At 31.0% G+C, this 26583-nt stretch carries 24 protein-coding genes; 11 read left to right on the forward strand and 13 right to left on the reverse strand.

What is annotated here, in order from left to right; genetic code table 11:
* Window positions 1-40: 40 nt before the first annotated feature.
* From ACJ6WR_RS01340 to dnaK, 13 genes are all read right to left on the reverse strand, one after another.
* The gene (locus tag ACJ6WR_RS01340; protein ID WP_409416844.1) at window positions 41-1333 is read right to left on the reverse strand and encodes an O-antigen ligase family protein; all 1293 of its coding nucleotides are present in this window, start codon (window positions 1331-1333) and stop codon (window positions 41-43) included.
* Window positions 1330-2445 carry a glycosyltransferase family 4 protein gene (locus tag ACJ6WR_RS01345; RefSeq protein ID WP_409416845.1) on the reverse strand — a complete coding sequence of 372 codons (1116 nt, stop codon included), beginning with the start codon at window positions 2443-2445 and terminating at the stop codon, window positions 1330-1332. The genes ACJ6WR_RS01340 and ACJ6WR_RS01345 overlap by 4 nt, the downstream gene beginning before the upstream one ends.
* Window positions 2436-3662 (reverse strand): lipopolysaccharide biosynthesis protein, encoded by a 1227-nt coding sequence (locus ACJ6WR_RS01350; RefSeq protein ID WP_039115308.1) that lies wholly within the window; start codon window positions 3660-3662, stop codon window positions 2436-2438. Before ACJ6WR_RS01350 ends, ACJ6WR_RS01345 begins: the two co-directional genes overlap by 10 nt.
* 5 nt (window positions 3663-3667) lie before the next feature.
* Window positions 3668-5818 carry a GumC family protein gene (locus ACJ6WR_RS01355; RefSeq protein ID WP_409416846.1) on the reverse strand — a complete coding sequence of 717 codons (2151 nt, stop codon included), beginning with the start codon at window positions 5816-5818 and terminating at the stop codon, window positions 3668-3670.
* A gap of 11 nt (window positions 5819-5829) precedes the next feature.
* Window positions 5830-6558 (reverse strand): polysaccharide biosynthesis/export family protein, encoded by a 729-nt coding sequence (locus ACJ6WR_RS01360; protein WP_039115303.1) that lies wholly within the window; start codon window positions 6556-6558, stop codon window positions 5830-5832.
* Between the two features lie 20 nt (window positions 6559-6578).
* Window positions 6579-7013, reverse strand: coding sequence for a response regulator (locus tag ACJ6WR_RS01365; RefSeq protein ID WP_039120348.1), 435 nt, complete (start codon window positions 7011-7013; stop codon window positions 6579-6581).
* A 143-nt stretch (window positions 7014-7156) separates the two neighbouring features.
* A complete protein-coding gene (locus ACJ6WR_RS01370) occupies window positions 7157-10183 on the reverse strand; it encodes a PAS domain S-box protein (RefSeq protein ID WP_409416847.1) in 3027 nt (1008 codons plus the stop codon).
* A gap of 2 nt (window positions 10184-10185) precedes the next feature.
* A complete protein-coding gene (locus tag ACJ6WR_RS01375; protein ID WP_039115298.1) occupies window positions 10186-11328 on the reverse strand; it encodes an FIST signal transduction protein in 1143 nt (380 codons plus the stop codon).
* Entirely contained in the window at window positions 11303-12685 is a 1383-nt protein-coding gene (locus ACJ6WR_RS01380; RefSeq protein ID WP_039120347.1) for a sigma-54-dependent transcriptional regulator, read from the reverse strand. Before ACJ6WR_RS01380 ends, ACJ6WR_RS01375 begins: the two co-directional genes overlap by 26 nt.
* Window positions 12686-13608: 923 nt before the next feature.
* Entirely contained in the window at window positions 13609-13764 is a 156-nt protein-coding gene (locus ACJ6WR_RS01385) for a hypothetical protein (protein ID WP_165572326.1), read from the reverse strand.
* Between the two features lie 6 nt (window positions 13765-13770).
* Window positions 13771-14337: a zeta toxin family protein gene (locus ACJ6WR_RS01390; RefSeq protein WP_409416848.1), complete on the reverse strand. Its 567-nt coding sequence runs from the start codon at window positions 14335-14337 to the stop codon at window positions 13771-13773.
* A gap of 100 nt (window positions 14338-14437) precedes the next feature.
* Entirely contained in the window at window positions 14438-15103 is a 666-nt protein-coding gene (locus ACJ6WR_RS01395; RefSeq protein WP_409416849.1) for an IS6 family transposase, read from the reverse strand.
* Between the two features lie 376 nt (window positions 15104-15479).
* Window positions 15480-17363: a molecular chaperone DnaK gene (dnaK, locus tag ACJ6WR_RS01400; protein WP_039112954.1), complete on the reverse strand. Its 1884-nt coding sequence runs from the start codon at window positions 17361-17363 to the stop codon at window positions 15480-15482.
* A 650-nt stretch (window positions 17364-18013) separates the two neighbouring features.
* On the opposite strand from dnaK, the gene ACJ6WR_RS01405 reads away from it, so the two are divergent.
* The 11 genes from ACJ6WR_RS01405 (at window position 18014) to ACJ6WR_RS01455 (ending at window position 26243) form a co-directional block, all read left to right on the forward strand.
* Window positions 18014-18751 carry an ATP-grasp domain-containing protein gene (locus tag ACJ6WR_RS01405; protein ID WP_409416850.1) on the forward strand — a complete coding sequence of 246 codons (738 nt, stop codon included), beginning with the start codon at window positions 18014-18016 and terminating at the stop codon, window positions 18749-18751.
* Window positions 18752-18856: 105 nt separating this feature from the next.
* Window positions 18857-19480 (forward strand): hypothetical protein, encoded by a 624-nt coding sequence (locus ACJ6WR_RS01410; RefSeq protein WP_409416851.1) that lies wholly within the window; start codon window positions 18857-18859, stop codon window positions 19478-19480.
* A 59-nt stretch (window positions 19481-19539) separates the two neighbouring features.
* Window positions 19540-20799, forward strand: coding sequence for a Na+/H+ antiporter (locus ACJ6WR_RS01415; protein WP_409416852.1), 1260 nt, complete (start codon window positions 19540-19542; stop codon window positions 20797-20799).
* Window positions 20800-20983: 184 nt separating this feature from the next.
* A complete protein-coding gene (locus tag ACJ6WR_RS01420; RefSeq protein WP_409416853.1) occupies window positions 20984-21625 on the forward strand; it encodes a hypothetical protein in 642 nt (213 codons plus the stop codon).
* Window positions 21626-21649: 24 nt separating this feature from the next.
* Window positions 21650-22060, forward strand: coding sequence for a DUF5958 family protein (locus ACJ6WR_RS01425; protein ID WP_409416854.1), 411 nt, complete (start codon window positions 21650-21652; stop codon window positions 22058-22060).
* 22 nt (window positions 22061-22082) lie between these two features.
* Window positions 22083-22796, forward strand: a complete 714-nt coding sequence (locus ACJ6WR_RS01430; protein WP_409416855.1) for a hypothetical protein — start codon at window positions 22083-22085, stop codon at window positions 22794-22796.
* 56 nt (window positions 22797-22852) lie between these two features.
* A complete protein-coding gene (locus ACJ6WR_RS01435) occupies window positions 22853-23659 on the forward strand; it encodes a hypothetical protein (RefSeq protein WP_409416856.1) in 807 nt (268 codons plus the stop codon).
* Window positions 23660-23812: 153 nt separating this feature from the next.
* A complete protein-coding gene (locus ACJ6WR_RS01440) occupies window positions 23813-24415 on the forward strand; it encodes a hypothetical protein (protein ID WP_409416857.1) in 603 nt (200 codons plus the stop codon).
* Between the two features lie 255 nt (window positions 24416-24670).
* A complete protein-coding gene (locus ACJ6WR_RS01445) occupies window positions 24671-25108 on the forward strand; it encodes an acyl-CoA thioesterase (RefSeq protein ID WP_039112961.1) in 438 nt (145 codons plus the stop codon).
* 104 nt (window positions 25109-25212) lie between these two features.
* Complete coding sequence (locus ACJ6WR_RS01450; protein ID WP_409416858.1) at window positions 25213-25662, forward strand: nuclear transport factor 2 family protein; 450 nt, start codon at window positions 25213-25215, stop codon at window positions 25660-25662.
* Window positions 25663-25853: 191 nt separating this feature from the next.
* Window positions 25854-26243, forward strand: coding sequence for a GxxExxY protein (locus ACJ6WR_RS01455; protein WP_039112963.1), 390 nt, complete (start codon window positions 25854-25856; stop codon window positions 26241-26243).
* Window positions 26244-26583: the final 340 nt, after the last annotated feature.

Consider the following 26583-nt stretch of genomic DNA (forward strand, 5'->3'; position numbering starts at 1 on the left):
TTTCCATATTTTGGAATATATATATATTTTTGGAAATCAATTATGTAACAAGATCAGGTCTTCTTTTCCTTAAATAAATTTTCTGTTCTGAAGTAAAATGCTTGTTTGTTTTAAAGCAAACGGAAAAAATGATCATCTGATAAAATAAAATTCCATAATTGCTTTCGCCAAAAATTCCAAACTCGGTAAATGAATTTATTAAAACAGGAATAAGGATTCCGATGAGCATCAGACGATTTTCTTTATCCTCGTAGATGAATGCCCGGAAAGTAAAAAATAATTGAAAGATGGCTATGCATAGACCAACAAATCCTAAGTTCATTAATACCTGCATAAAAGTATTATGCGTCATCTTACCCGGATAAGTATGAACACTTTGAAAAAACTCTTTATAATCGATCCTCATATAACCAAAACCTAATAATGGTTCTCTGGGCAAACCTTCGGTTATTAATGCTTGCCAAAAGGGCAATCGCCCTGTTAGGGTTAGTATTTCTTCCAGACGCTTTTCATCACCTCCTTTTAAGATAATTTGATTTATTGCAAAAGGAACTACCATGAGCACTCCGGCTATTATAGCTAGTTTTAATCCTTTCTTTTTAGTTTGATTGATATGAAAAAAAATAATTAAAAGTACTCCTATTAACGAAGATCTTGAGCCTGTCATGAATAAAGCATAAAATATTACAAGTATTTTTAGTATTGTCCATACTTTACTTTTTTTTCTGTACAAATCAAAAATAAGGCAGGCAACACCCACTCCTGCGAGCATTCCTAGCTCGTTTGGATTCATCATTACGCCTCCCAATCTGGCTTCTTCTCCTCCATTGGTAAGCCTGAAAAAAGTATCAGGATCGATCCACATTCCCACAACAAATATGGTTTGTAAAACAAATACGGAATTGCCTAAAAGATGATAAAGCCGAATTGTATGCCCTTCAAAAAAGGCATCTAATGTTTTTATACTTTTAATAAAAAAAAAGGCAAAAACAAGGCTTTGAAAAGTCATAAACCACTGTAAAGCACTAAAACCTGGATTTGTACTCCACATAAAGGATAAAAATCCCAATGCTAAATAACCAAAGTAAAATAAGGGTGAAAAAATGTTTTTATAACTTAATGTATGTACTGCACCATACTGAATTATTTTGTAATATATAGCTATTGAAGAAAGCATAAGTCCCATTCGCCCAACAACTTTTATAGCTCTTGTAATATTTACATTTTCACTCCATGTAAAAAAACAGGCTATCATAAGTAGTAAAACAATAAACATATAATTATTTATTGTTTTTAAAAAAGGCTCGTGGTTAATGATTTGCTTTTCCATCATATTTGATATAAATCTGTATTGAATTGTAAGAGTAGTACATCCCAATTGTAATTTTCTTTTACCATTTTAATAGCATTGCGCTGCATCACAATAAATTTATCATGATTTATATAGTCTGCAAAAATTTCACTCATAGCTCCTTCTAATTTTTTACTACTTTGACTGTAAATTGTTTTGCCCGAATTGTATTTTACAACTTCATAACCAATATTAGTTGCATCTGTTACGATGCAAGGTTTTCCGTAACTAGCTGCTTCGATCACCGAAAGTGGTAACCCTTCATTTCTTGAGGGATGAACAAAGACATCCATTTTCTGTAATAATGCATCTTTTTCCATACCAAATTTGCTTCCGTAAAGAATAACGCTACTATCTAATAAATATCTGGAAATAAGCCGTTGCAGCGTGTTTCTTTCCTTACTATCTCCAATGATCCATAACATTGAAGAAGGCTCTTTAGCATGAAACTTTTTAAACGCTTTTACTAAAGTATCCAAGCCTTTGGTGTAAATATCTAATCTGCCTATAAACCCAAAAATTATGTTTTCATCGGTAATTGTCTTTAATGCTATTGGCAAGTTATTTTCAAAGCCATAGGGTAGCAAAATAAATTTATTAGTATTAAAAATTCTTTTTAAACCATGTACCTCACTTTTACCAATACAATGAATTTTTTGAGCTATATGAAGTACTCTTTTTTCAAAAAAATAAAAATATACCTTCTTCAAAATAGTATTCTTTTTCATCGCAATAACATTATAAGCTCCGTGGGGAGTAAGGACAAATTTTATATTATATCTAAAAAATAATTTTGTCAACGAATAATATACCGGAATCCAGCCTCCATGAAGATGAAAAATTGCATTGTCCTTTTTATCAATTATTGCCCGTTTAAGTTCTTTTGAAAAGGAAAAAGGAAAATCCATTTTTTTAAACAATCGTGTTTCAAAGCTCCTTTCGTCAAAGTTTATTTCAAGATTGTCTGTAATCCCCCAAACAGCAACTTTTTCACCATAAAGATGTTGTTTTGTTGCCAATTGATGAACTACTTTATTAACTCCGTTCATCCTTTGAGGGTTTGCTTTTCCGAGAATTAAGTGAATTATTTCCATAATTGAAATTGCTTTTTGTTTAACTGATATTGCCAATACAAAATCATTATGATTTGATTTATAATTAATCCTGTAACAGCACCATACAGACCCGAATATTTTAATAGAAAATGAAAACTAGCCAGCGAGATAAAAAATGAAAGTAAATAACCTGTAAAGAAAACTTTATTAAGCATCAATACCCTAATCATAATTCGTATCGGATAACCTAAAAAAATAAAGAAATAAAGAACAGCTACCATTTTTATTACATAACCATAATGTTCATACTTTAGGCCTCCTGCCAATACTATAATTTGATCAGAAAAAATGAAAAACAATATTGTTAATATGCCAAATCCAAAGGCACCTGCTATAGTTAATCTTAACAAATATTTTTTTGCAGTGATGCTATTTTTATCATATATCATGGCTATTTTAGGAAGAAAATAATTTTCTATTGTCTGTAAACCAATATTTATGATTCCAAAAAATGATTGTACCAATCTTAAAGCGCCCAATGCTTCAATACCAAGATAAATCCCTGAAATAAGAATAAAAAAATTACTAGAGCACCATTGTAATACAGCTACACTTAATAGCCATTTACCCTGTTTTAAATGAGCTTCAAAAAATATCCTCCAGGAAACAGGCTTTTGATAATTCTTTATCATAAATAAAAACCCTGGGATTGTTGAAATTAAATTAATGATTCCAAAGATTAATAAAACCTCCGATAAGTCTAATTTCTTTAGTACTAAAAATAAAAAAGCCAGAATTAAGAATAGCATATCCATAACCAATACTCTTTTTATTTTGGATACTCCTAAAAGTAATTTTCTAAAAAAATCATTAATCAAAAACCCTATTGTAAAACAAATAACAGCACTTGGACTTATTTGAAATAAAATTCTATCTTTAAGAAAATGAAACATACCCGTTATTATTAGTAAAGGGAGAATCAATAAAAAAAGTATCCCGAAAAATAAGGTGGTAATATATTGCTCTTTATTTTCTGTTTTTGCAATAGTAACTTGAAATGGCTGAATAATTAAGGCATTATTGACACTTAATAAAAGATATGCAATCAATAAAACCGAAGAGTATAAACCAAAACTTTTTATATCTAATTTTTGGGCTATTACTAATGTTAAACAAAAATTTGTACCACTAGTAATTACTTGATCTATGAGAACTAAAAAAGAATCTTTGACTAGTAATGTTCTTAGTGTGTACATTTAGCTTATTTATTTAAATATTTTCTATACCCCTTTTTTACACAAGAAAAAATACTGGGATTATAACCTGATTTATTAAGGATAAACCACATATTAGGCAAATGATATTCTTCTTGTAATAATTCAATGGCTAGTATTGTTTTTTCGGCAGTTTTTCGACTATCTAAGACAACAAAATTTTGAGATGCTATACTCATAAACAATAATGCAAGTCGTCCTTTATTTATAGCTTGGTTGTGAATAATACATAACTCATGGCTTGCCATTTTTTGTTCAATTTCATTTTTAAAAACAGATTGGATTGCGCTTAAATATTTAGAGTCCGAAAAGTTGATATAGCTATTGTGATCTATTTGATTCAAAAACTCCCCAGTAGTATCAACAACCAACACCTTTCGTCCTTGAGAACAGAAAGCCTTGATAAGATTTTTAGAATGAAACAAATGTGCTCTTGTATTATCATAAGAACTAATTGTTATAATTCCTTTTTCCTGAACGAGCCCTTTTAACTCTATTTGCAAGGCCTCTTTTAAAAAATGATCCTCAATTTGGGCATTTACTTTGATATATGGGGTTGCAATTGCCACCGGGATACTACTGTTTTTTTCGATAGTATATACGTCATTAACTTTTGCTTTTGCAAAATGAACGATATATATTAATACTATAGATCCAAACATTCCCATTATAGCAGCAACTATAATTATTATAGAACGTATTGGTGAAACGGGTGTAGTCGAAATTTCGGCAGGACTAATAACTTTATGAAAAGCAATTTTAGCTGATTTTGCTATTTCTGCATCAATTCTTTTTTCATTAAGAAAATTATAGTTTTTTTCATATAAGTTAAAATCTCTGTTTAAAATCGTTAATTTTTTTTCTTTTTCAGGAAGGCCTATAAAAACTTTTTCAGATTCATTAATTTCGTTTGTAAGTTCTGAATATTTTGTTTGTAAGTTATTTTCTGTATTTTTTATACTTTCTATCTGATAATCTGTCAAATCTTTTAATTTAGCATCTATTACTTTTACTTTTTCATTCTCAGGAGTATAAGTAAGTAACAGGTCTTTTTTTTCAGCTTGTAAACTTTTCATATTTTTAATCATCTCTGTAGAGAGTAAGTCAGTAAAAGCCTCAAAATTTGGAGCTAAATCTAAGTAATTTCCTTTTGCATTAGCGATATACTTATTTAGATCCTTTATTGCATCAAGATTCATTTTTAAGTTAACTTTTTCTATTTTCAGCTGGGCAATTTTTCTTAAATCTGTCTCGGTTTCCTGAGGTATATTGATAATATGCTCTTTGTCCCTAAAATTTTGGATATTATTTTCTGAAGCAGAAAGATTCTTATTAGAAGTGTTGATCTCTTTTTTTAAAAAATCGACAGTGGTGTCTGCTGCTCTAAATTTACTTTCGATATAATCTTTTACATAAACTTCTGCCAATTTATTTACAAATAAGGCAGCCTTTTCAGGTACATTGCTTTTAAGATTTATGCGTATAACAGGTACATCTTTATCAACAGCTACGATATCAAGATTCTTATTAATCTTATCCATTAATTTTTGTTTACTTAAAAACTCAAATTCATAAGAGTCTATAATTTTTAAGTCTTTCTTTGATTTTATAAAGGGGTCATTAAGATGAATTAAAAGAATACCTCCATTAATTGAAAGAGATTTTCCAAAGTAACCAGGTATACCATTTTCTGAATCCGGATAATAGAATACAAATTCTTTATTTGAGATAATATCTAAACCATATCTTTTATCTAGTGCCTTTTCAGAGTTAAAAGTACCATCTATTACGATTGGAGAGTTCCTAAATAACTCTACAGATCGTACATTACCTTTTCGATATATTTCTTTATTAAATGGTAGCTCATCAATTGCTTTTCCTATTAACAGGTTTGATTTTAGAACTTCTATTTCAGTAGCTATTTTATTTGCCGAAGCAAAAACATCAAAATCTTTAAAAAGATTGGCACTAGGAACTCCCTCCTGTACATCAGCTAGTTTTAACTTGGCTGTACTCTCGTACATTGGAGTTACGTAATTAAGGTACTTTTTTGCAGCAAGTATCAAAATTAGCATTGCTAAGATTATAATTGGCAATCCTCTAAAAAGAGGTTTTAGTATTCGTACATTTTCGTTCATAGGATTTTAATTTATAATACTCCCATTATTATTGCAGCAGCGCTTATTGTTGTAGTCAATGGAATTATAGTGGCTACGCGCTTATCAAACTCTTTATTCTTTTTGGATGGAACAATAACAATATCGCCTGGATGCAATTGTATATTGATACTTGCAATATTATTGCCAAGAGTAAGATCGATATTAGTAACTCTTACGTTTTCTCCTTCTTGCCTTAAAATTTTAATTGATTTTAAATTGGCATAAAATTCAAATCCCCCCGTTTTACTAATCATTTCCAAAAGACTAACATGATCCTTATCTATCGCAACTGTATTTGGGTTTCTTACCTCTCCTAAAACGATAATCTCCTTGTTGAGTACCTTAATATCTACTATAGGATTGATTAACCATTTTTTAAGCTCACTTTTAATCATCTCTTTTAACTCTGGAACGGTTTTATCAAGAACGGTCATTGCTCCTATTTTTGGTATTTCGATAGTACCATTTGTATCTACCATTAACCATTTTCCGTAGACCTCGTTTGAATTGTAAATTCCGTAAACTGAACCTACACTTAAATTATCCTCTCCCCATACTGAGATTGATATTTTATCGTCTTTTCGTATTTTATATTGATAATTGGGATCGCTTAAAAAAGATTCATTATCATTTACTTTTGCATCACTTACTAGTAAATTTTGAGTTTTACAGCAACAAAAAAGTAACGTTATTAAAAAAAATGTAAGTAAACTTTTCATAGTAGGTATGGTATGTTTGATTAAAAAATAGATAACAAACGTTTAATTAAACCTGGGTATACTTTTTTTAATTGCTCTTTGACAGCAATTATTTTAGTAATAATCACAATCATTTTTTCATTAACATCGTTACCCTTTATTACATAATCAAAAGCACCAAATTTTAACGCATCAACCGCAGTTTTGATATTTTCCTGTCCCGAAACCATAACTACGTATATATTGGGATTGTATCGTTTAATTTTTTTCAATACCTCAAATCCCGTAATATCTTCCATATTATGGTCTAAAAAAATAATATCCGGTTTTAGATGCAGGTTATCAATACAATCAATGCCATTAGCAAAGAGTGTTACGTCATTATAGTCCATGTTGGTGAGATATTGATTGTACAAATTGGCACAAAAAAAATCATCATCTACTATAAAGAATTTAAATTGAGTTTTAGTTTCCATGTTATCCTACTTTTATATTGATAACATATACGCTATAGTCAAGCCAAAATTTCAAAACACTGAAAACAAAGGGTTTGTGTTTTTATTTTTAAGCAATTATTTCCATTTTTTGGAAATAATTCCAAGGAATAGAGAAATTAACTTTAAATTTCTTCTTGTAGTTGTTCTATCACAGTAAGCAACGCCATTTTTATTTGAGAGAATAGGTTGCTAATCTTTTCTTTGTCTTTACCTTCTTTAGTGATCTTTTCCAAAGTTTTGATTTTATCTGCAATACTAGTTATTCCCATCCCTTCAATACTTGGTTTAATCTTATGTATAAGTTTGCTCATTGCTAAAAATTCGCCCGAAGCAAGAGCTGTTTCTGCGTTTGGAATAACTTCTTTTATTTGATCTATAAAAATCATTATCATTTTTGTAATAAACTCAGAGTTGCCTCTACTAATACTATCTAATGACTTTAAATTGTAGAGTTTTTCATTATTTTCTTTGCAAGGTTTATTTGTTGCATCTGATTGTTTATTTGTAAATCTTGAAATTGTTTCTATTAAATCAAACTCTTCAAAAGGTTTAGTGATATAATCATCCATGCCTGCATTTTTACACTTATCAACCTCACTTTTAAAAGCATTTGCCGTAAGGGCTATAATAGGAGTTTGCAATTGTAATTCTTCTCTAATCTTTACTGTTGTTTCAATACCATCCATTTCGGGCATTTGCACATCCATTAATATAATATCAAAACTTTTATTTTTTAAAATTTCAATCGCCTCAATACCATTGGTTGCTTCGGTAACAACACAATTAAAATAGTTTAATGAATTAATAGCAACCATTCTATTAATAATATTATCCTCTACTAATAAAACATTTATGCCTGAAATGTCTACATTAATTTCATTTTGAATCTTTTTAATATTATTAATATTACCCTTTTCTAAATCGATTATAAAGCTCACGGTAGTTCCTAAACCTTTTTCGCTTTGTACATTAATTTTGCCCTTCATAAGCAGGATTAGTTCTTTAGTAATGGTCATACCCAATCCTGTACCACCAAATTTGCGGGTAATTGCTTTGTCTTCTTGCGAAAATTTATTAAAAATATTCTCAGCGTAGCTTTGTTCCATTCCTATTCCTGTATCTACAACTGAAATCTGTAGTCTTTGAAAAGCTTTAGTGTCTTTTAATACTTCGCATTTCAAATATATTTTACCTTTATTAGTAAACTTCAAGGAGTTTCCTATTAGATTAAATAATACTTGCTCTAGTCTTAAAATATCTCCTTTTAAGACCCCATGAATATCTTTAGAAATCTGCGATATCAGTTTTAGTCCTTTTTTCTTTGCCAGTGGTTCGAGTACATTAACGACGTTAGCAATTGTATTCTCAAGAATAAAATCTTCTACTTCAAGGGACATCTCTCCTGCTTCTATTTTAGAAATATCCAATATATTATTTATAATCGATAACAAATGTTTTGAAGCTACTGTACTATTCTCGACGTATTTTTTTTGTAAATCAGTTAATTGTTGCCTCTCTAATTCTCTTAAAAAACCAATTATACCATTTAGTGGTGTCCTTATTTCATGACTCATATTGGCTAAAAAAGCTTCCTTTGCTTTAGAGGCTTGTTCTGCTTTGATTTTTTGCTTTTCAAGTTCAATCTCCATTTGTTTTTGCTCGGTAATATCTAAGTGGATTCCTATTGACCCAACCAATTTACCTTTATCATCATAATTGGGAGCTCCACCGATGGCCCACCATCTTAATTCTCCTCTTTTATTTTTTACTGGCATTTGATAAACATCTGACAAACCCTTTTCCCGTAATTTATTTTTACTATTCATCATTTCAATATTCTTACCGAGGACAAATGTTTTTGAAGGATTCAAACCAATAAGTTCCTCAACTTCAAATCCTGAGATAGTAGCAAAACTTTGATTGGCATATTGAATTATTTCATTAGTATCAACTTCTATGAGACCTAAGTTCATATTAGCAATAATGTTGCGATATTTCTCTTCTTGAACTTTTAGTTTAGTTTCTGTTTTTTTTCGCTCTGAGATATCTTGCATAAAGGAGCAAAAAAATACTTCTCCATTTTGCTCCAGAGGTATAATAGAAATTTCTACGGGAAATTCATGTCCACTATTATTTATTGCAGGTAGTTCTATTTGTTTATTCAAAATAGGCCCCTTACCTGTTGCTTCATAATGCTTAAGCCCTTGTGAATGACTATCTTTATGACGTTTGGGAATTATGGTTTCGTTTAATGTTTTACCTAAAACTTCTTCTTTTTTCCATCCAAAAATAATTTCGGCCTGATTGTTCCAAAAAGTTATTTTTCCAGTACCATCTATTGTTACTATAGCATTAAGTGAGGAGTTCATTATAATACGATTACGCTCTTCACTTTGCTTTAGTAAATTTTTACTCTTAATTCTTTGGGTTACATCTGTTGATTTCCAAAGGTGTCCAATACAGTCATTATTGACCATAATTGGTATGTAGTCTCTTTCAAAAAAACGATTATCTACTGTTTCAAGTATTTCACCAGTTACAATTTCTTTATTGGATAAAATTTCATTAATCCTATTTCTATAGGCTTCACTATCTTTAAATAATGACTGGGCATCATTTAAATATTCCGCTGGTTTTTTTCCTATCATTTCCTCTGGCAGAGCATTGATATTGCGCATATCGCATAAATACTGATTAACAAATAATATAGTATCATTATGATCTACAACTAAGATCCCCGATTGTAAGCTTTCTAATAATATTTTTAAAAATTGGGCAGTCTCAAATAATTTCTTTTCAGTCTCTTTTCTTTTAGTTATTTGTTCACTTAAATATTTTGAAATAAAAAGTAGATCATTTTTTTCACTTTCATTTATTAATCGATACCCTTCATCCAATTCTGTTAGGCTTTCATATAACTTTAAAATAGACTTTTGTTTTAATTCATATTCTTTCTTTAAACTCTGATTTACTTCATTGTATTCATTTTCACTTACTTTAAAAGAATGATCCATTAAATCTTTATCTCTTTCAAATGATAGATACGAGTCGTTGACCGTTTTTATAAAAGACTGAAAATCCGGATGATTTTTAAGATCATCACTTATATTTTTATTAATTTGTCTTTGCAAAAGCTTATGAATATCCATAACTACTCTATTTCATTTATACAAGTAATAGTCATTGTTTGGTTATGAAGTATGCATTCTCCAAAAGGTTTTAATGGCGAAATTTCTCCATAGGAATAAAACCCTGAAAGAATAGTATCGCCTCCAAAAATATCAGAAACAGCTTCAACTTCTTCATCAATACGGGTTCCAAGAATTAATTTTCTTCCTACGCAACTTATTAAGAGAGCCAGTTTTGGGCTAAAACTATTTACTTCTAAGCAAGAAGACGCAGCATCACTTGCTGCATCAATTAGTCTGTCAAAGTTTGCCTTCATAAAACGCACTTTACTCCCCTCGGGAACATCTCCTGCAAAAGTCATGGTTTGATTGGTTTCATCTATCGATAAAATAGTTCTAACAATGGGTTCGTCTACTTCTTCAATCTTAATAGATAGCGGAAAAAGTAGTGCCGAACCTGGTAATTCATCCGCATATTTTCCTAAATAACTTTTATAAAGATCTAATACGTTTTTACCATCAATTTCATATAGAACATTGCTTTTCGATTTTGTAACTATCCTTTCTAATCCAAAACTTTCCCAGCCACCCAAAGAGCCATGAGATACCAATAACTTCTGGCCATAAAAACCAATAGCAATAATTTTACCTTGAGTTGGTCGGGCATTCAATCCTACAACAGTCTTTTCAAATTTTGCAGCATCACCAGCAAGACCACCCACTATTAATACTTTTTCCTTTTTTACGGCATTCATACCATTTACCAACTCACTCCCATTTACTTTTCCTCCATCAGAGAGTACCAGAACTAATTTTAAATCCTCCTGAACAAATTTCTCAATCAAGGAAGAACCTGCTTCAAAACTATTTTTAAAATCTGTTATATCTACTTCATAAGTTTTAATTACTGTTGAAGAAAATTTAATTGCAGTAAGAGCTATTGTATCATCAAGAACTTCATTATCATAAATCTCCCCAGCCGAAGAACATAATATTAATTGTGAAGATGGAAATTTATTTTTCAACTGATTAAAAATTGTATCATCAGAAACTAAATCTCTTGATCCAAAACCTAAAACTAAGTCGGAATCAGTAAAATCCAAATTATCATTATTTAATTCTCTTACAAAAGAATTGCTTTCAAATAAAACTGTGGCTACTTTCATTTAAATCTTTTTTTTTAGTTTGACCTGCTTGAATTAAATTATAAATCGTAGATTTTCCGATGTCTAATTGTTTGGCAGTTTTTAATACATCATCATTATTCTTTTTTAAGTAATGCAGTATAATTTCAGAAGTAAACTCTTTTAATGTCTTATCTTCAGACAAGAAAAAATCGGTATCATTTATCGAGTCAAAAGTTAAATCTTCTACACAAATTTCATTGCTCTCACACATAACGCAAGCAAGATCTATTATCGATTTAAGTTCTCTTATATTTCCTGGAAATTTATGTTTAAGGAGTTTTTCTTTAGCTTCTTTGGTAATAGTAATCGTTTTCAATTTATTTTCTTTAACAAACAAATCCATAAAATGTTTTGACAAAAGTAAAATATCGTTACCTCTCTCTCTTAAAGGTGGTAATTCTATTGGCAAACCGATAATTCTATAATACAGATCTTCTCTAAATGCTCCTTTTTTAACCTCCTCTTTTAAATCTTTATGAGTCGCAATAATTAATCTGGCATTAAACTTAATGACTGCCTTTCCACCAAGTCTTGTCACTTCGCGTTCTTGAAGCACTCGTAGTAATTTACTTTGAAGATTTAAATCTAGCTCAGCTATTTCGTCAAGAAAAATAGTTCCGCCATCGGCTTGCTCAAATTTCCCAATCGTTTTTTGATCTGCCCCGGTAAAGGCTCCTTTTTCATGTCCAAAAAACTCGCTTTCGACCAATTCTTTTGGAATAGCAGCCATATTTAATGCTACAAAGGGTTTGTTTTTTCTCTCAGAATTGTAATGAATTGCCTTTGCAACAATCTCTTTACCAGTTCCTGTCTCTCCCGTTATAGAAACATTTATATTAGTACTTAAAGATTTATTTATTTTATTAAAAACAACTTTTATTCCTTCACTTTGCCCTATTATAGTATTTTCAAAACTAAACTTTTGCTCGAGTTTTTCCTTTAGTTCTTCTACTTCATTTATAAGGTTTAAATTTTCCCTGATTTTAATAATTGAATTCCAAAGCAACTCTTTTGTGTGATTGCTTTTCACAATGTAATCTTTTGCACCCGATTTTAAAAAATCAACGGCTACTTCAATTTCTTCCTGACCACTTATAATGATAATGGGAATTTGATTATTTGTTTGTTGAATTTTTTTAAGAAGTAAATCACCTGTTATATCTGGCAATCCAAAATCCAAACAAATAATATTGGGGTTCTGAAATAAATTATCCAAACATTCTTTTCCTGTTTTAAATAAAAAAACTTCAAAATCAGGATTTAACTTAAGGTGATACTTTAAAGTTTCTCCAAAAAAGGGATCATCTTCAACTAAAAAAATTTTGAATAATTTCATAAGTATCTGTTTGTTAAAATTAAATCTAATTCATACCAAGTTACAAAAAAAACTCTATGTCTTTAATTTTCAATCATATATTTATTACTTTTTGTAAGAAGAAAAAAAAAGTTTTAGATTATAAAGAAAGAAAGCTTCATTGACAAATTGCTAGAAAATTTCATTTAGTAAATTTTTAGGTGAAATACCCAGCTCTGTCGCATGTGTTTCATTAAAATATTATTGAGATAGCGACAGTATAAAACTCTACTACTGAAGAACAGTATTATTTAAACATAATTATCCCAATAATACTCCTTAAACATGCAAACTTTTATGATGCTAATTTTCAATATTCATCTTTCAATATTAATTTTAAAGCCGACTATTTTCTTTAAATCCTGTAGAAAATGGTTTGCAATTTGTTCATTAAGGGTCCCCTAACAGAATTAACATCTAATGATGAAAAGAATAGAACTACCATTTTAAGTTTTGTGGCAGAATCGTGGCACAGGCTGTTTTCAAAAGCAAGTCACCTAATAAAATCAGCACATAAGAAGTTAAGGTTCGAATGGTTAAGCCTCCTCTAATCTTCATTACTTCTTAACATCACGATACCTAAGTGTAAATCTTAATTTGAAATATACTATCTAAAGGATTATGTATTTTGGATAACAATCCCCTTTAGTATTCATTTTTTGATAGGTTTAAAATTCTAAAGATAAAAGTTATTCCCAGATGCGACAGAACCGTTTGTTTAGGCTATTGGTTTAAATCCTTGATATTTATTAGAAATTCCTTACATGGAACCGTTTATTATAAAAGTATCGCAGATGAAGCACCGCATTACTGGCTCCGTCAGAAATTTCATCTTTACTTTTGTTTAAATATCTGCATAAAAAAAGCCCATAGAAATGGGCTTAAAATTTATTTTCAAAAAAAAATTACAATGTATTAGGTTTTATTCTGACTATTTTACCATCCTTCATTACTACTAAATCGCTGTTTGCTTTCTTTTTAAATTCAATTAGCTTTTCGTAAACTTTATCCATTCCTTCTAGAACTTTCTTCTGAGTCGATGTTGTTTTGTGATTTTCCATTTGTCGTTATTCTTTTAGTTTATCGAACTTAATTTTATTTAAAATTTCAATCGTATTACCTAATGTTTTTTGTGCTATTAATTCTGCCTTTGCATTAGTGTTATCAAATATCATTGCCTCATCAACTATTGGTAAATATATCTTAAATAAATTTATTAATCCATTGGCATATCGGCGTCTGATAACATCATTTTCAATATTATGACCACCTTCCTGGACTCTGGTTCTTACTCGTTCAATAGCCAGATTAACATCTTGAAGCCAAAAAAACAAAAGTATAACCTTATATCCTTTTTCCTGCGCCAGAAATACTTTTGATTTATAACTTTTTGTGGCTAATGTTGTCTCAAAAGCAAATACTTCATTGTTAGATAATAGCTCATTTATCCTATGTAACATTATTCTGCCAGCTTCAAAAGCAACTTTTTCTGGCTGAAAGGGTGATAGACCTTTCGCAATCTCATCTGCATTTACAAACTCCTTACAATTTAATATTTCTGGAAGTATTGTAAATGAAGCGGTTGTTTTACCTGCTCCATTACACCCTGCTATTATATAAAGATTTTTACTCATTTGAGCAAAGATAAGCAATTTCACATTTAATATAAATAGTCTATATTAGGTTCTGTCGCATCTATCAGAATCAAATATAAGAATTTAAGTGATTTAAAATTTAGCATGCCAGTTTACAGAATGATTTAAACATAGTTATCCCTAGACTGACCATCTGTTTCTTTCTAAGCATATGCACAACTTCAATTCCACTCAATGTTCGCCTAGCCGATTCAAAACTTTTAAAACCTAACCCGTTTTGTATTCGCCATTTTATAAATCGATGGTTCTGTTCTACAATATTGTTGAGATATTTACACTGCCGGATTTTAATCTTTGAGCATAAACACTTGTTATAGACTTTGATAGGGGCAGTATTAGAACCACTTTTATCAATGTTTATTACTCTTGGCCTGTAGTTATCACTAATTGCTTTAATTAGAAATGACTGCGCACTCATTCTCTGTCTTTTTCTGGTCAAAAGAAAGTCTACTGTATTGCCTAATTTATCTACTGCTCTATATAAATAACACCAAATACCATTTACTTTGATATAGGTCTCATCTAATCTCCAGCTCCCTCCCACGCTACCTTTTCTCTTCTTCATCGCTGACTCAAGCAAAGGTGTAAACTTATAAACCCAGCGCTGAATCGTAGCATGATCCACAAGCACTCCTCTAATTTTCATTATTTCCTCAACATCACGGTAACTAAGTGTAAATCTTAGCTTGAAATATACTGCCTGAAGAATTATATATTTTGGATAACAATGACCTTTAGTATTCATCTTTTGATCGGTTTAAAATTCTAAAGATAAAAGTTATTCCCAGATGCGACAGAACCGTATCTTGAGTTTGTATGCTTTTTTACTGCATAAATGTGAGCAGTAAACAGAAGCCACAGTTTTAGGCAGAAATTCCTCCCCGCAGTTAAGACATTGTTTATTTATTCTTTTCATCATCTTTGTCTCCTCATTAAGATACCATAAGTAGACATAAGTGCCACTTCGTCTCCTTTTAAGTGCCGGTACAAATATGGTACAAATGTATGGCAAAAAACGATTAAAAAACAGCTGAAACGAAAAAGAACAAAAAAGAAAAACCGCTGTAAACGTTTCGTTTACAGCGGCTTAATACTTATTATTAACTGATGTTAATCAGTAATTATTTGACTTCTTCAAATTCAACGTCTTCAACATTGTCTCCTTGAGCTTGCTCTTGTTGTGGAGCAGCTTGTTGACCTTGTTCTCCTTGAGCGTACATTGCTTCTGTAGCTGTTTTCCAAGCTGCATTAATGTTGTCAAGAGCAGTTTGAATAGCTGGAATGTCTTGAGATTGGTGAGCCATTCTCAATTCAGTTAAAGCGTACTCAACAGCAACTTTATGATCGTCAGCTAATTTGCTTCCTAACTCTTTTAATTGAGTTTCAGTTTGGAAAATCATGCTGTCAGCTTCGTTTAATTTCTCAGCTCTTTCTTTTGCTATTTTATCAGCGTCAGCGTTAGCTTCAGCATCTTTTTTCATTTTTTCGATTTCTTCAGCTGTTAATCCAGAAGAAGCTTCGATACGGATATCATGAGATTTTCCTGTTCCTTTATCAGTAGCAGAAACTTTGATGATACCATTAGCATCGATATCAAAAGTAACCTCGATTTGAGGAACTCCTCTTGGTGCTGGTGGAATACCATCTAAGTGAAAACGACCGATAGTTTTGTTATCAGCAGCCATCGCTCTTTCACCTTGCAATACGTGAATTTCAACAGATGGTTGAGAATCAGCAGCAGTAGAGAAAACTTGAGATTTTTTAGTTGGAATAGTAGTATTAGACTCAATTAATTTAGTCAATACACCACCCATAGTTTCGATACCTAAAGATAAAGGTGTAACGTCAAGTAACAATACATCTTTTACATCTCCAGATAAAACTCCACCTTGAATAGCTGCTCCAATTGCAACAACCTCATCAGGGTTAACACCTTTAGATGCTTTTTTACCAAAGAATTTTTCAACTTCGTCAGCGATTCTTGGCATACGAGTAGAACCTCCTACAAGAATAACTTCGTCAATATCAGCAGTAGTTAAACCTGCATCTTTTAATGCTTTAGCAACTGGCTCCATAGAACGTTTAACTAATGAATCAGTTAATTTTTCGAACTGAGCTCTAGACAATTTTTTCACTAAGTGTTTTGGTCCAGAAGCCGTAGCAGTTACGTATGGCAAGTTGATTTCAGTTTCAGAAGAAGAAGACAATTCAATTTTTGCTTTCTCAGCAGCTTCTTTCAAACGCTGTAATGACATTGGGTCAAGACGTAAGTCAATACCTTCTTCAGCTTTAAATTCGTCAGCTAACCAGTCAATAATTTCGTGGTCAAAATCATCTCCACCTAAGTGAGTATCTCCGTTTGTAGATAATACTTCAAATACACCGTCTCCTAATTCAAGAACAGAGATATCAAATGTACCTCCACCTAAATCGTAAACAGCAATTTTTTGATCAGTTCCTTTTTTGTCTAATCCGTAAGCCAAAGCTGCTGCTGTAGGCTCATTGATGATACGCATAACTTTAAGACCTGCAATTTCACCAGCTTCTTTCGTAGCTTGACGTTGTGCATCATTAAAGTAAGCAGGAACAGTAATAACCGCTTCAGTTACAGTTTGACCTAAATAGTCTTCAGCAGTTTTTTTCATTTTTTGAAGAGTCATTGCAGACAATTCCTGAGCAGTATATAAACGACCATCAATATCCACACGTGGAGTATTGTTGTCACCTTTTACTACTTTGTAAGATACTCTTTTTGCTTCGTTTGTAGTCTCAGCAAAAGTGTGTCCCATAAAACGTTTAATAGAAGCAATCGTTTTTGTAGGATTCGTTACCGCTTGTCTTTTTGCAGGATCACCCACTTTAATTTCTCCACCTTCAACAAAAGCGATGATAGATGGCGTTGTTCTTTTTCCTTCTGCGTTAGGAATAACAACTGCTTCGTTACCTTCCATTACAGAAACACAAGAGTTCGTAGTCCCTAAATCAATTCCGATTATTTTACCCATTTTTTTATATATTTAATTTTGATGTATACTTATTTTAACAACTCATGGTGCTTAAGTCAATCTTTGTGCCAATACAAAAAAACCATATAAATTGTCAGTTTTCCATACTGGCACACCAAATATTATATGACAACATGACATTTTTCCCTACTGACATTTACGTCACAACCCAATATACAATGTCATTATCAGGAGCTATTCCTGCTGTACACTATATCTTTTTCTGTCTAAAGAAGCCAGAAAAAGGATGCCGTTTCCATCAGGGCTAGAACAACTATTAAACTACCCTACTTTAATACTTCCCTAAAAATATAAAATTACAAATCTTATATAAAATACTATATTTCAAAAAGTTATTAAAAACATAAATTTAAACATAAATATCCAAAAGACAATGAATTTTAAGGTCACGATAAAAAAACATAACCGATACTAAACTTAATCTTAACTTTATTATCAAAAAAAAATTAGCATAATCTAATAGCATAATACCCTACAGGATTTAAATAATTTTAAGGAAATAGCTACATTAGCACCATTTTTAAATTACTTATATTCACAGGAACAGCAACAAAACAAATAGAATTGATGAACAACTGCTGTTCTAGATTAAAAATACTTTCCAAAATAGTAACAGATAAGAACATTCAATGAAAGCATACATTCAAACAGACAAATCCGGAAACTACTACAATGTAAACGCTTATGTTGCCAACGAAGGCTTCCAAACTTTAGGTTGGGAAACAGAAAAATACTTTTTAATAGATGACATCACAGACAACAACCCCGAAAGTTTAGTTGTTGGAGGCATTGGAAACGTTAGAAAACGATTGGAAAAATTTGGAATAGAACGACCTTCAAATGAAATAGATTATCCTCAAGAATTAGAAAAATATTTAGGCAGAAAGGTTTGGGTTTCTACAATTGAAGAAATATTTGCAGACGAAAAAAATTGGAATATTTTTATAAAACCAAAAAAAGACACCAAAAAGTTTGCAGGAAAAGTCGTTAAGGATTATAAAGACTTTATTGGAATTGTTGACAACGACAATCCAACGCAAATTTGGTGTTCTGAAATAGTAAATTTTAAAACTGAATGGAGATGTTTTATAAGATACGGTCAAATTTTAGATATTAGACAGTATAAAGGTGCTTGGGATTCTAAACTCGACTTGTCTATAATTGAAAATGCTGTTAAAGATTTTAAAAGTGCTCCAGCTTCATACGCTTTAGATTTTGGTATAGATGAAAATGACACTATGAAATTAGTCGAAATAAATGATGGACATTCGTTGGGAACTTATGGAATAAGCCCAACAAATTATGCTAAGTTTTTATCTGCAAGATGGTCAGAGTTAACAAAAACAAAAGATTATACTCGATTTTAAAAATACTGTTGCCAACAAGTAGGTCAAAATTGAGAGTTACAGATAATCTTCCTGTTGGAGATTGTAAGGAAAGCTAGAAAACAGCTATTAACCCAAAATAAAAAAATGAAACTAAAACTAACTTTACTCTTTTTGACTTTGTCTATTTCGGCATTTGCACAAACCAATTTGGGAATTGGTTTAATTGCTATTAAATTTAATGACAAAACAGTTTTGCCCTTTTATTCTTCAATTAATGATAAACAACCTATAAAAACAATTCGTTTTTTTAATGATGAAACGATCAACAGCTGGAACATTAAAGATCTCAAAAATCAACAAAAATGGTTAAAACCAGAAATACTATGGTTAGATTATAACTTCTTTGTTTTCCGCTGCGAGAAACAAGAAAAAGACTGGTTTAAGATAATTGTAGACAATGAGTCTGGAAAATCACTCTGGATTAAGAAAAGTAAAAATACCGAATTTAGAGATTGGGAAAAGTACCTTCAGGATATGTTTAGAATTTCAAGAAAATCGAAAGCTGACAAAATTTATAAATTGCCAAATACAAATTCCGGAACAATTAAATATTTAGGAGAAGAGTGTTTTCAGGTTAAATCGATGAAAGGCGATTGGATTGAGATTTTCACATCTGAATGTGATGACGTAAGAAGTGAAATAAAATCAGGATGGATAAAATGGAAGAATGGAAACACTTTACTAATAGAATGTTTTCCAACAAGTTAAAATAATCAAAAAAAAACAAATACAGCAATATTACATTAGCATTTTTCAAAATTACGTAAATGGAAAATTACAGCATCATCATATTTATACTCGCAATAGTAATAGGACTTTCTGTACTTGCAGAACAAATAAAATTGCCCTACCCTATCTTACTGGTAATCGTAGGTCTTGCCATAGGATTTATTCCCGGAATTCCTGAGATAGAAATTAATCCCGAGATAATCTTCCTACTCTTCCTGCCACCATTATTATACGACGCCTCATTTAATATTTCCCCAAAAGATTTTAAGACCAATCTTAGTACAATAGGCACACTAGCAATACCCTTAGTATTTCTTACCACGTTTTGGATAGCTGTAGTAGCGCGTTATATGATACCAGGAATGACATGGCCACTAGCATTTGTATTAGGCTCCATACTCTCTGCAACCGATGCTGTTGCTGCCATGAGCATTACCAAAGGATTAGGACTATCGCACAAAACCATAACAATCCTAGAAGGCGAAAGCCTTATTAACGATGCTTCGGCATTAGTAGCATATCGCTTTGCAGTTGCAGCAGCATTAGGATATTCATTTGTAATATGGGAAGCAACATTACAATTTATACTATTATTAGGAGGCGGATTTCTGGTAGGTTTTACAATGGGAAAAATTTTAGCGTTTGTGCTCCAGAGAGTACATAAAAACCCAATAGTCACAATAAGCTTCATGCTCCTTATGCCTTTTGTAACCTATTTGGTTGCCGAACACCTGCATGTTTCAGGAGTTATCGCCGTAGTAATATTAGGACTAGCAATAGCACGTTTTAGCAACAAGATTTTCCCCGAAAGTTTAAAGAACCAATCCAAAGGATTATGGGATATTATTATCTTCCTCCTAAACGGATTAATCTTTATCCTAATCGGACTCAATTTTCCTTATATCCTAAAAAATATCGACAACAGCCTTATACTACCTTATATTGGTTATGCAGTAATAATAACAATTGTAGCATTATTGATACGAATGACAAGGGTATTTCTTCAGAAAATAAAGCTTCAGAAAGCATTCAAAAAAAATGACACGAAAAAAAGAAAAGTTAGTGAACACACACTTCTGGATTCCAAGAATAGCTTCATAATAAGTTGGTCTGGAATGCGCGGTATTGTTTCGCTAGCCATTGCCATGGGATTACCCAAAACACTCGAAGACGGAAGTCCATTTCCCCAACGAAGCGCAATAATATTCATCTCAGTTGCCGTAGTATTACTAACTCTCATCGGGCAAGGACTTACATTACCGTGGATAGTCAAAAAACTTAATCCAAAAAAGGAATAATTATTTTCAGGAGCCAATCCTGCTCCCGAAACTTCGGGACGCTATATCTTTTCCTGTCTAAAAAAGCCAGAAAAAGGATGTCGCTATAATCAGGTCTAAGAATTTTGTGACAGCTTATATATTTTAATTAATTTAGATAAAGCATTTAAATTTGTAAACAACTACCTTAGCAATAAAATAATAAATGGTAAAACTTAACTATAAAAATTATCAAATCGAAGTCATAAACGACATCAATTACACGATAAACTCGGCTGATAATTTAAAAGTTTACGATACAGTTTTCTTTCCTGGAAAAAATAATGAAGATCGGTTTTACCCAACAAGTAAATGCGGAATTATTATTAAAGAATCCGATAATGAAATTGCAAGTGCCATAATTTGCGAAAGCGGTGGAGCAACAGCAATAACCGAAAAATCATTTGTAATCGAAGAAGACAAAATCTGGATTTGCGTTTGCAACAAAGTATATTGTCTTGAAATTCCAACATTAGATTTAATATGGCGCAAAGAAATAGATTTTATAACCAATTTTTCAATTCATAAAGTCGAAGATGATTTTATTATCCACGGAGAACTCGACATCAAAAGAATAACCAAGAGCGGAGAGATAATATGGAGTTTTGGAGGGAGAAATATCTGGGTAAATCAAGAAGGAAAAACAGAATTTAGTATAGAAAATAATCAAATTCATTTATTCGACTTCGAATCAAATGAATACATTTTAGACTTTAACGGAGAAACTATTTTAGACAATCCAAAACCAAGCTCTGAGAAAAAATGGTGGGACATTCTTAAAATAGCCCAAGAAATCAAGAAAAAATAAAACAATATTCTTAAAATAATAAAATTGCTTACAGTAAGAGACCTAATGATAAATAAGTTTGCTCAAGAAAAAATCAATCTTGAGCAAATTTTGGATTGGTTTGGCAATCTTGAAACTCAAACTCAAAAAAAAATTATTAGATGGACAGGTCAATGTTTAATACAATCTCATCCTACCGAAGAAACATTCAATAAAGCAATTCAATTAATACCTTTAAAACCAACGGCAACTGCTATTGTGCTTTTAAAAACTTATAAAAACCTAAAAGTTGCTTTGGATAAGATTGAATTACTTCCAGATTATGAAATAAAAAAAACTTTTATTACATTAATTTCGGTATTTAAAATCGCAGATACCGAAAGAAGAAATACATATTGCCAAAATAATTGTTATCATGACTGGCATAATTTAGACAACCTCTTAAACTTTTCTTAGAATTATAGAAATTGATAAAACAATGAAAAATACCGCATACCTCCTACTAGCATCAATATTACTTTTCTCTTGCAATCATGCCACAAAAGAAAAAACAATCGATAAGTTAGAGAATAACACTGACTCTATTCAAAAAGAAGAAACTAAATCTGATTCGATAGAAAAGCATCAAACATTTAATGACTCCATTGATAGTTTAGATCAAGATTTAAAAGCTTTTGTGCCAAAAGAATATAGTGTTATAAGCATAGAATCAGGAAATCTTAATTTTGACCCATATACCGATGCTATCTTAGTCTTACGCAAAACCAGCGAAGCATCTACATCTAACTATGCCGAAAACAAACCCGATAAAAGACCATTACTTATCTTGTTAGGTCAAAAAGACGGTACTTACAAACTAGCGTATCAAAATGATAATGCCGTGTATTGCATAGATTGCGGCGGACTTTTTGGAGATCCATTTACAGGAATAACAATAAAAAATGGTTATTTCTCTATAGAACATGGCGTTTCAGGAGGACATCATTGGGAAAATGTTACTACATTTAAATATAATAAAGTCAAAAACAATTGGTTTCTGTACAAAGACCATTATATAAACTACAAACTTAATGACGGTAATGATAAAAATGCCGAAGCCTTAGTTGTTGATTATGAGAAACTAAAAACAGTAAAAGACTTTGGAGAAGTTTCGTTTGAAAAATTCAATATCTATAATGATAAAGGATATTAAAAATAGTATTAAATTCGAATTATTAAAAGCCAAGTTTTATATTTAATTATTACCCAATGAAACAAACCCTATTATTATTCTTAAGTTCAATACTCTTATTATCTTGCTCCGATAAGCAAAAAAAACAAACAGAAGAAACAGAAGAAACAGAACAAGAAACCACAACCTCTACTACAGAAAACAGTACCACTAGCGGTAAAACTGCCGTTTTTAAATGGGATACCGAACTATGTGCCAATACAGGAACATATGACTCAGAAAAATACACCGAAGAAGAATTAAAGAACACCTACGATTTATGGTTTTCTAATTCAGGCGGCAGTTTAAGTACCAATTCAAGCCCGAGTTCTCAAGCCGAAATCGATAAACTAAGCCTTTCTGATTTAACCGCAGAATACAACGAGAAAAAAGCTTTTTATAACAAAAAAATGATTTCATCACCGTATTGGGAAAAAATAAAAGCGGAGAAGTTACATGAATTAAAGGACACATACGAACTAACAAAAATAGCTATCGAGGCCTATTCCAATCCTTCAGTCTTACTTAACAACCGATTCTCTAAAAATTGTACAGAATATACAAAAGCATTAACTTCTAATGATTCCATTTTAATGCTGAAAACCTGGAATAATTTGGCTGAAAAGCAAAAAAAGAATAATGGTAGTCCAGAAGATTTTATGAAAAGACATCTGGAGAAATACAATTCTAAAGACAGAGTTTTAAATGCTAAAATAGAATTAATGACCTATGGCTGGTGGAATTGTGCTAATGCCGCAGCATTCAAGATAAATGATGATGGTACTATGGCAAAAGAATTTGCCAAACTGTTTATAAAAGTAACTTCAGAGTGTGACGAACCATAAATAATTCAAGAACATTTTTACTATAAACCGTTGAGTATAACTCGCAAAAATGAAATTTACAAATAGAAACATAGATAAACATTTATGTTTCTATTTGTTTAAATTAATCTCAATCAACAGGTCATTACAATAAAACCATTCTACAAAAACACTATGAACAAAATAGTATTACTTCTTTTTATTTTCATTTCATCATCATTGATAGCTCAAAAAAGGAGTCAAAAAGATAACTTTGTTGTTCAAATAAAAAAAGTAAAAGGAGATTTAAACAAAGATAATTTACCCGATTTGGTTGTAGTTACTCAAGATACCATAAACCCAAAAGCTCCTTATAAACTAAGCATATTCTTTGCTCAACCCAACGGTACTTTTAAGTTAATAGTTTCAACAATAAAAGCCATTGACCCACAATATCCAGAAGGCAAAAACGGATATTACAATGGGAATTCTTTTTATGATATCACTATCGAAAAAGGAATCCTAACTATTAAAAACGAGCTAACAAGAGGCAATTTCGAACATAAATTTCGCTATCAGAATACTAATTTCGAATTAATCGGTTTTTCAGAAGTATATTCAGATGGACAAGGAACAATGGGAATGGTCGATTTTAATTTATCAACCGGAATACGAGTAAGCACAAGCGAGCGTTACGATGATAGCAATGAAAAACCTACCAAAAACCAAAAGAAAATCCTAATACGACCATTGCCAAAATTACAGGATTTCAAACCATTTACTACCGAATTTTACTAAAAACAGAATACTACATTAATAAAATTAATTCGTAGAAATTCGTACAATTTGTGACAAAAAAACTGTTTAGTATTAGCAATAAACAGCTATAAAAATAATATCACAAAATCATTTTCCATTAATTATACTTTAACTACCATAGCAATAGCTATTCAATTTTTATTCGTATTTTCGATTCTCAAAAAAATTGTATTTCTTCAAATAATCGATTGATTATTAGCAATACATCGAAAATAACTATAAAATAGAATTAAAATGGTTTCATTTAGCAAAGAATTGTCTTTCCGTTGGTCTGATCTAGACCCTAATTTTCACTTACGCCATAGTGCTTATTATGATTTTGGAGCACAACACCGTATCGAAATTTTAGAACAACTAGGCTTGACTTTAAAAGTAATGCAACAACAAAGCTTTGGTCCTGTGCTTTTTAGAGAAGAATGTATTTTTAGAAAAGAAATAAAACTTTCGGATAAAATATTCATCCATACCAAAACATCAAAGATGAAACCTGATGGATCACGCTGGTCGATTATACATGAATTTATCAATGAAGAAGGAAAACTTTGTGCAACCATTACTGTCGATGGTGCATGGATGGACACCAAACTAAGAAAACTAGCTTCTCCTACTCCATCAATCGCAATAGAAGCATTGAGTATCTTCCCGAAAAGCGAAGACTTTGTAGGGCTTTAAACGCCCTAATAATACCTCATCAATACGCATAGGTAAGTCCATATTTTGTGTGGAATTATTATAAGGTTCTTTGTAAAATAATAACAATTTAAAAAAACATAATTATGAAAAAAGTAATCATAGTTCTAATAACAATTGTATCATTAATATCATGTAACAACCAAAACCCACAAAATATGGATTCTAAAAACACCGAATTAGTCAAACAGTATTTTACCCATTTCAACAATCACGATTGGAAAAAAATGTCCGAAATGTATATTCCAACCGCCGAGTTTAAAGACCCGTCTTTAGGACCTGGAATTGTAAAACAAACTCGTGCCGAAATAGAAAAAAAATACAGCGAGTTAAACCAGATTTTTCCAGACTTAAAAGATAAAGTGATACAAGTATATCCATCAGGAGAAAAACACGTAATCGTAGAATTTGTTTCTAGCGGAACAGCTGAAGATGATTCGACTTTCGAATTACCAATTTGTACCATCTTTACCATCGAAAACGGACTAATAACCAAGGATTTCACGTACTACGATAACTTCGAAGAACAAGAATAAAGATTGCCTAAAAAAAGTAACGCGGATGATGCGGATTTGCTGAAGCAAAAACGCGGATAAAAACAGATTTTATATGAATATGATTGTTATATAAAACTAACATAATCTCTTTTTAAAAATTTCATTTTCAAATCTTACAATTAATAAATTTGTACTATATTTCATTCAAATAATAACAAATTTATTAAAACATGAAATTACTGCATCAACAGTTAACAGATTCTATAATTAAAACTTTTTATGAAGTTTATAATGAATTGGGACATGGCTTTTTGGAGAAAGTTTATCAAAATTCTTTGTATTTAGAATTAAAAAACAAAGGATTTAAAGTTGAAGCTCAGAAGAAAATTAGTGTTTATTACAAAGGAATAGAAGTTGGAGAATATTATGCTGACTTAATTGTAGAAGATTTAATTATATTAGAACTAAAAGCTGCTGATTGTTTAGTAAAAGATTTTGAAAATCAAGTTCTAAATTATTTAAGAGGCACAAACTGCGAGGTAGGATTACTTTTAAATTTTGGAAAAAAACCTGAATTTAAAAGAAAAATTTTCGAAAATACCAGAAAAGCAAAACAATAAAATCCGTTTTATTCATCTTTTAACACGCATCAAAATAATAAATCCGTTTTTATCCGCGTCTTCGCTTTAGCGAATCCGTATAATCCGCGTCCAAACACGCTATCAAACATAAAAAAGAAGGTGTTTTTCGAAATAATTATATCGATGCTGACGGAAAAAGCAAAGACGATGTCTATTATAGCATTATTAAAGAAGATTGGAGCGAATTAAAAGCTTCCAATTTCTCTGAATTTAATTAAATTTGTGTTTCCATTAGAAACATACAATAAAACTTTAACCATTTAAGATATCAAGAAAATTAAGCTTTTACTACTTAATGACACTTAATACCTTAATGGTA

Source organism: Flavobacterium sp. PS2, from assembly GCF_046250155.1.
Classification (GTDB): Bacteria; Bacteroidota; Bacteroidia; order Flavobacteriales; family Flavobacteriaceae; genus Flavobacterium.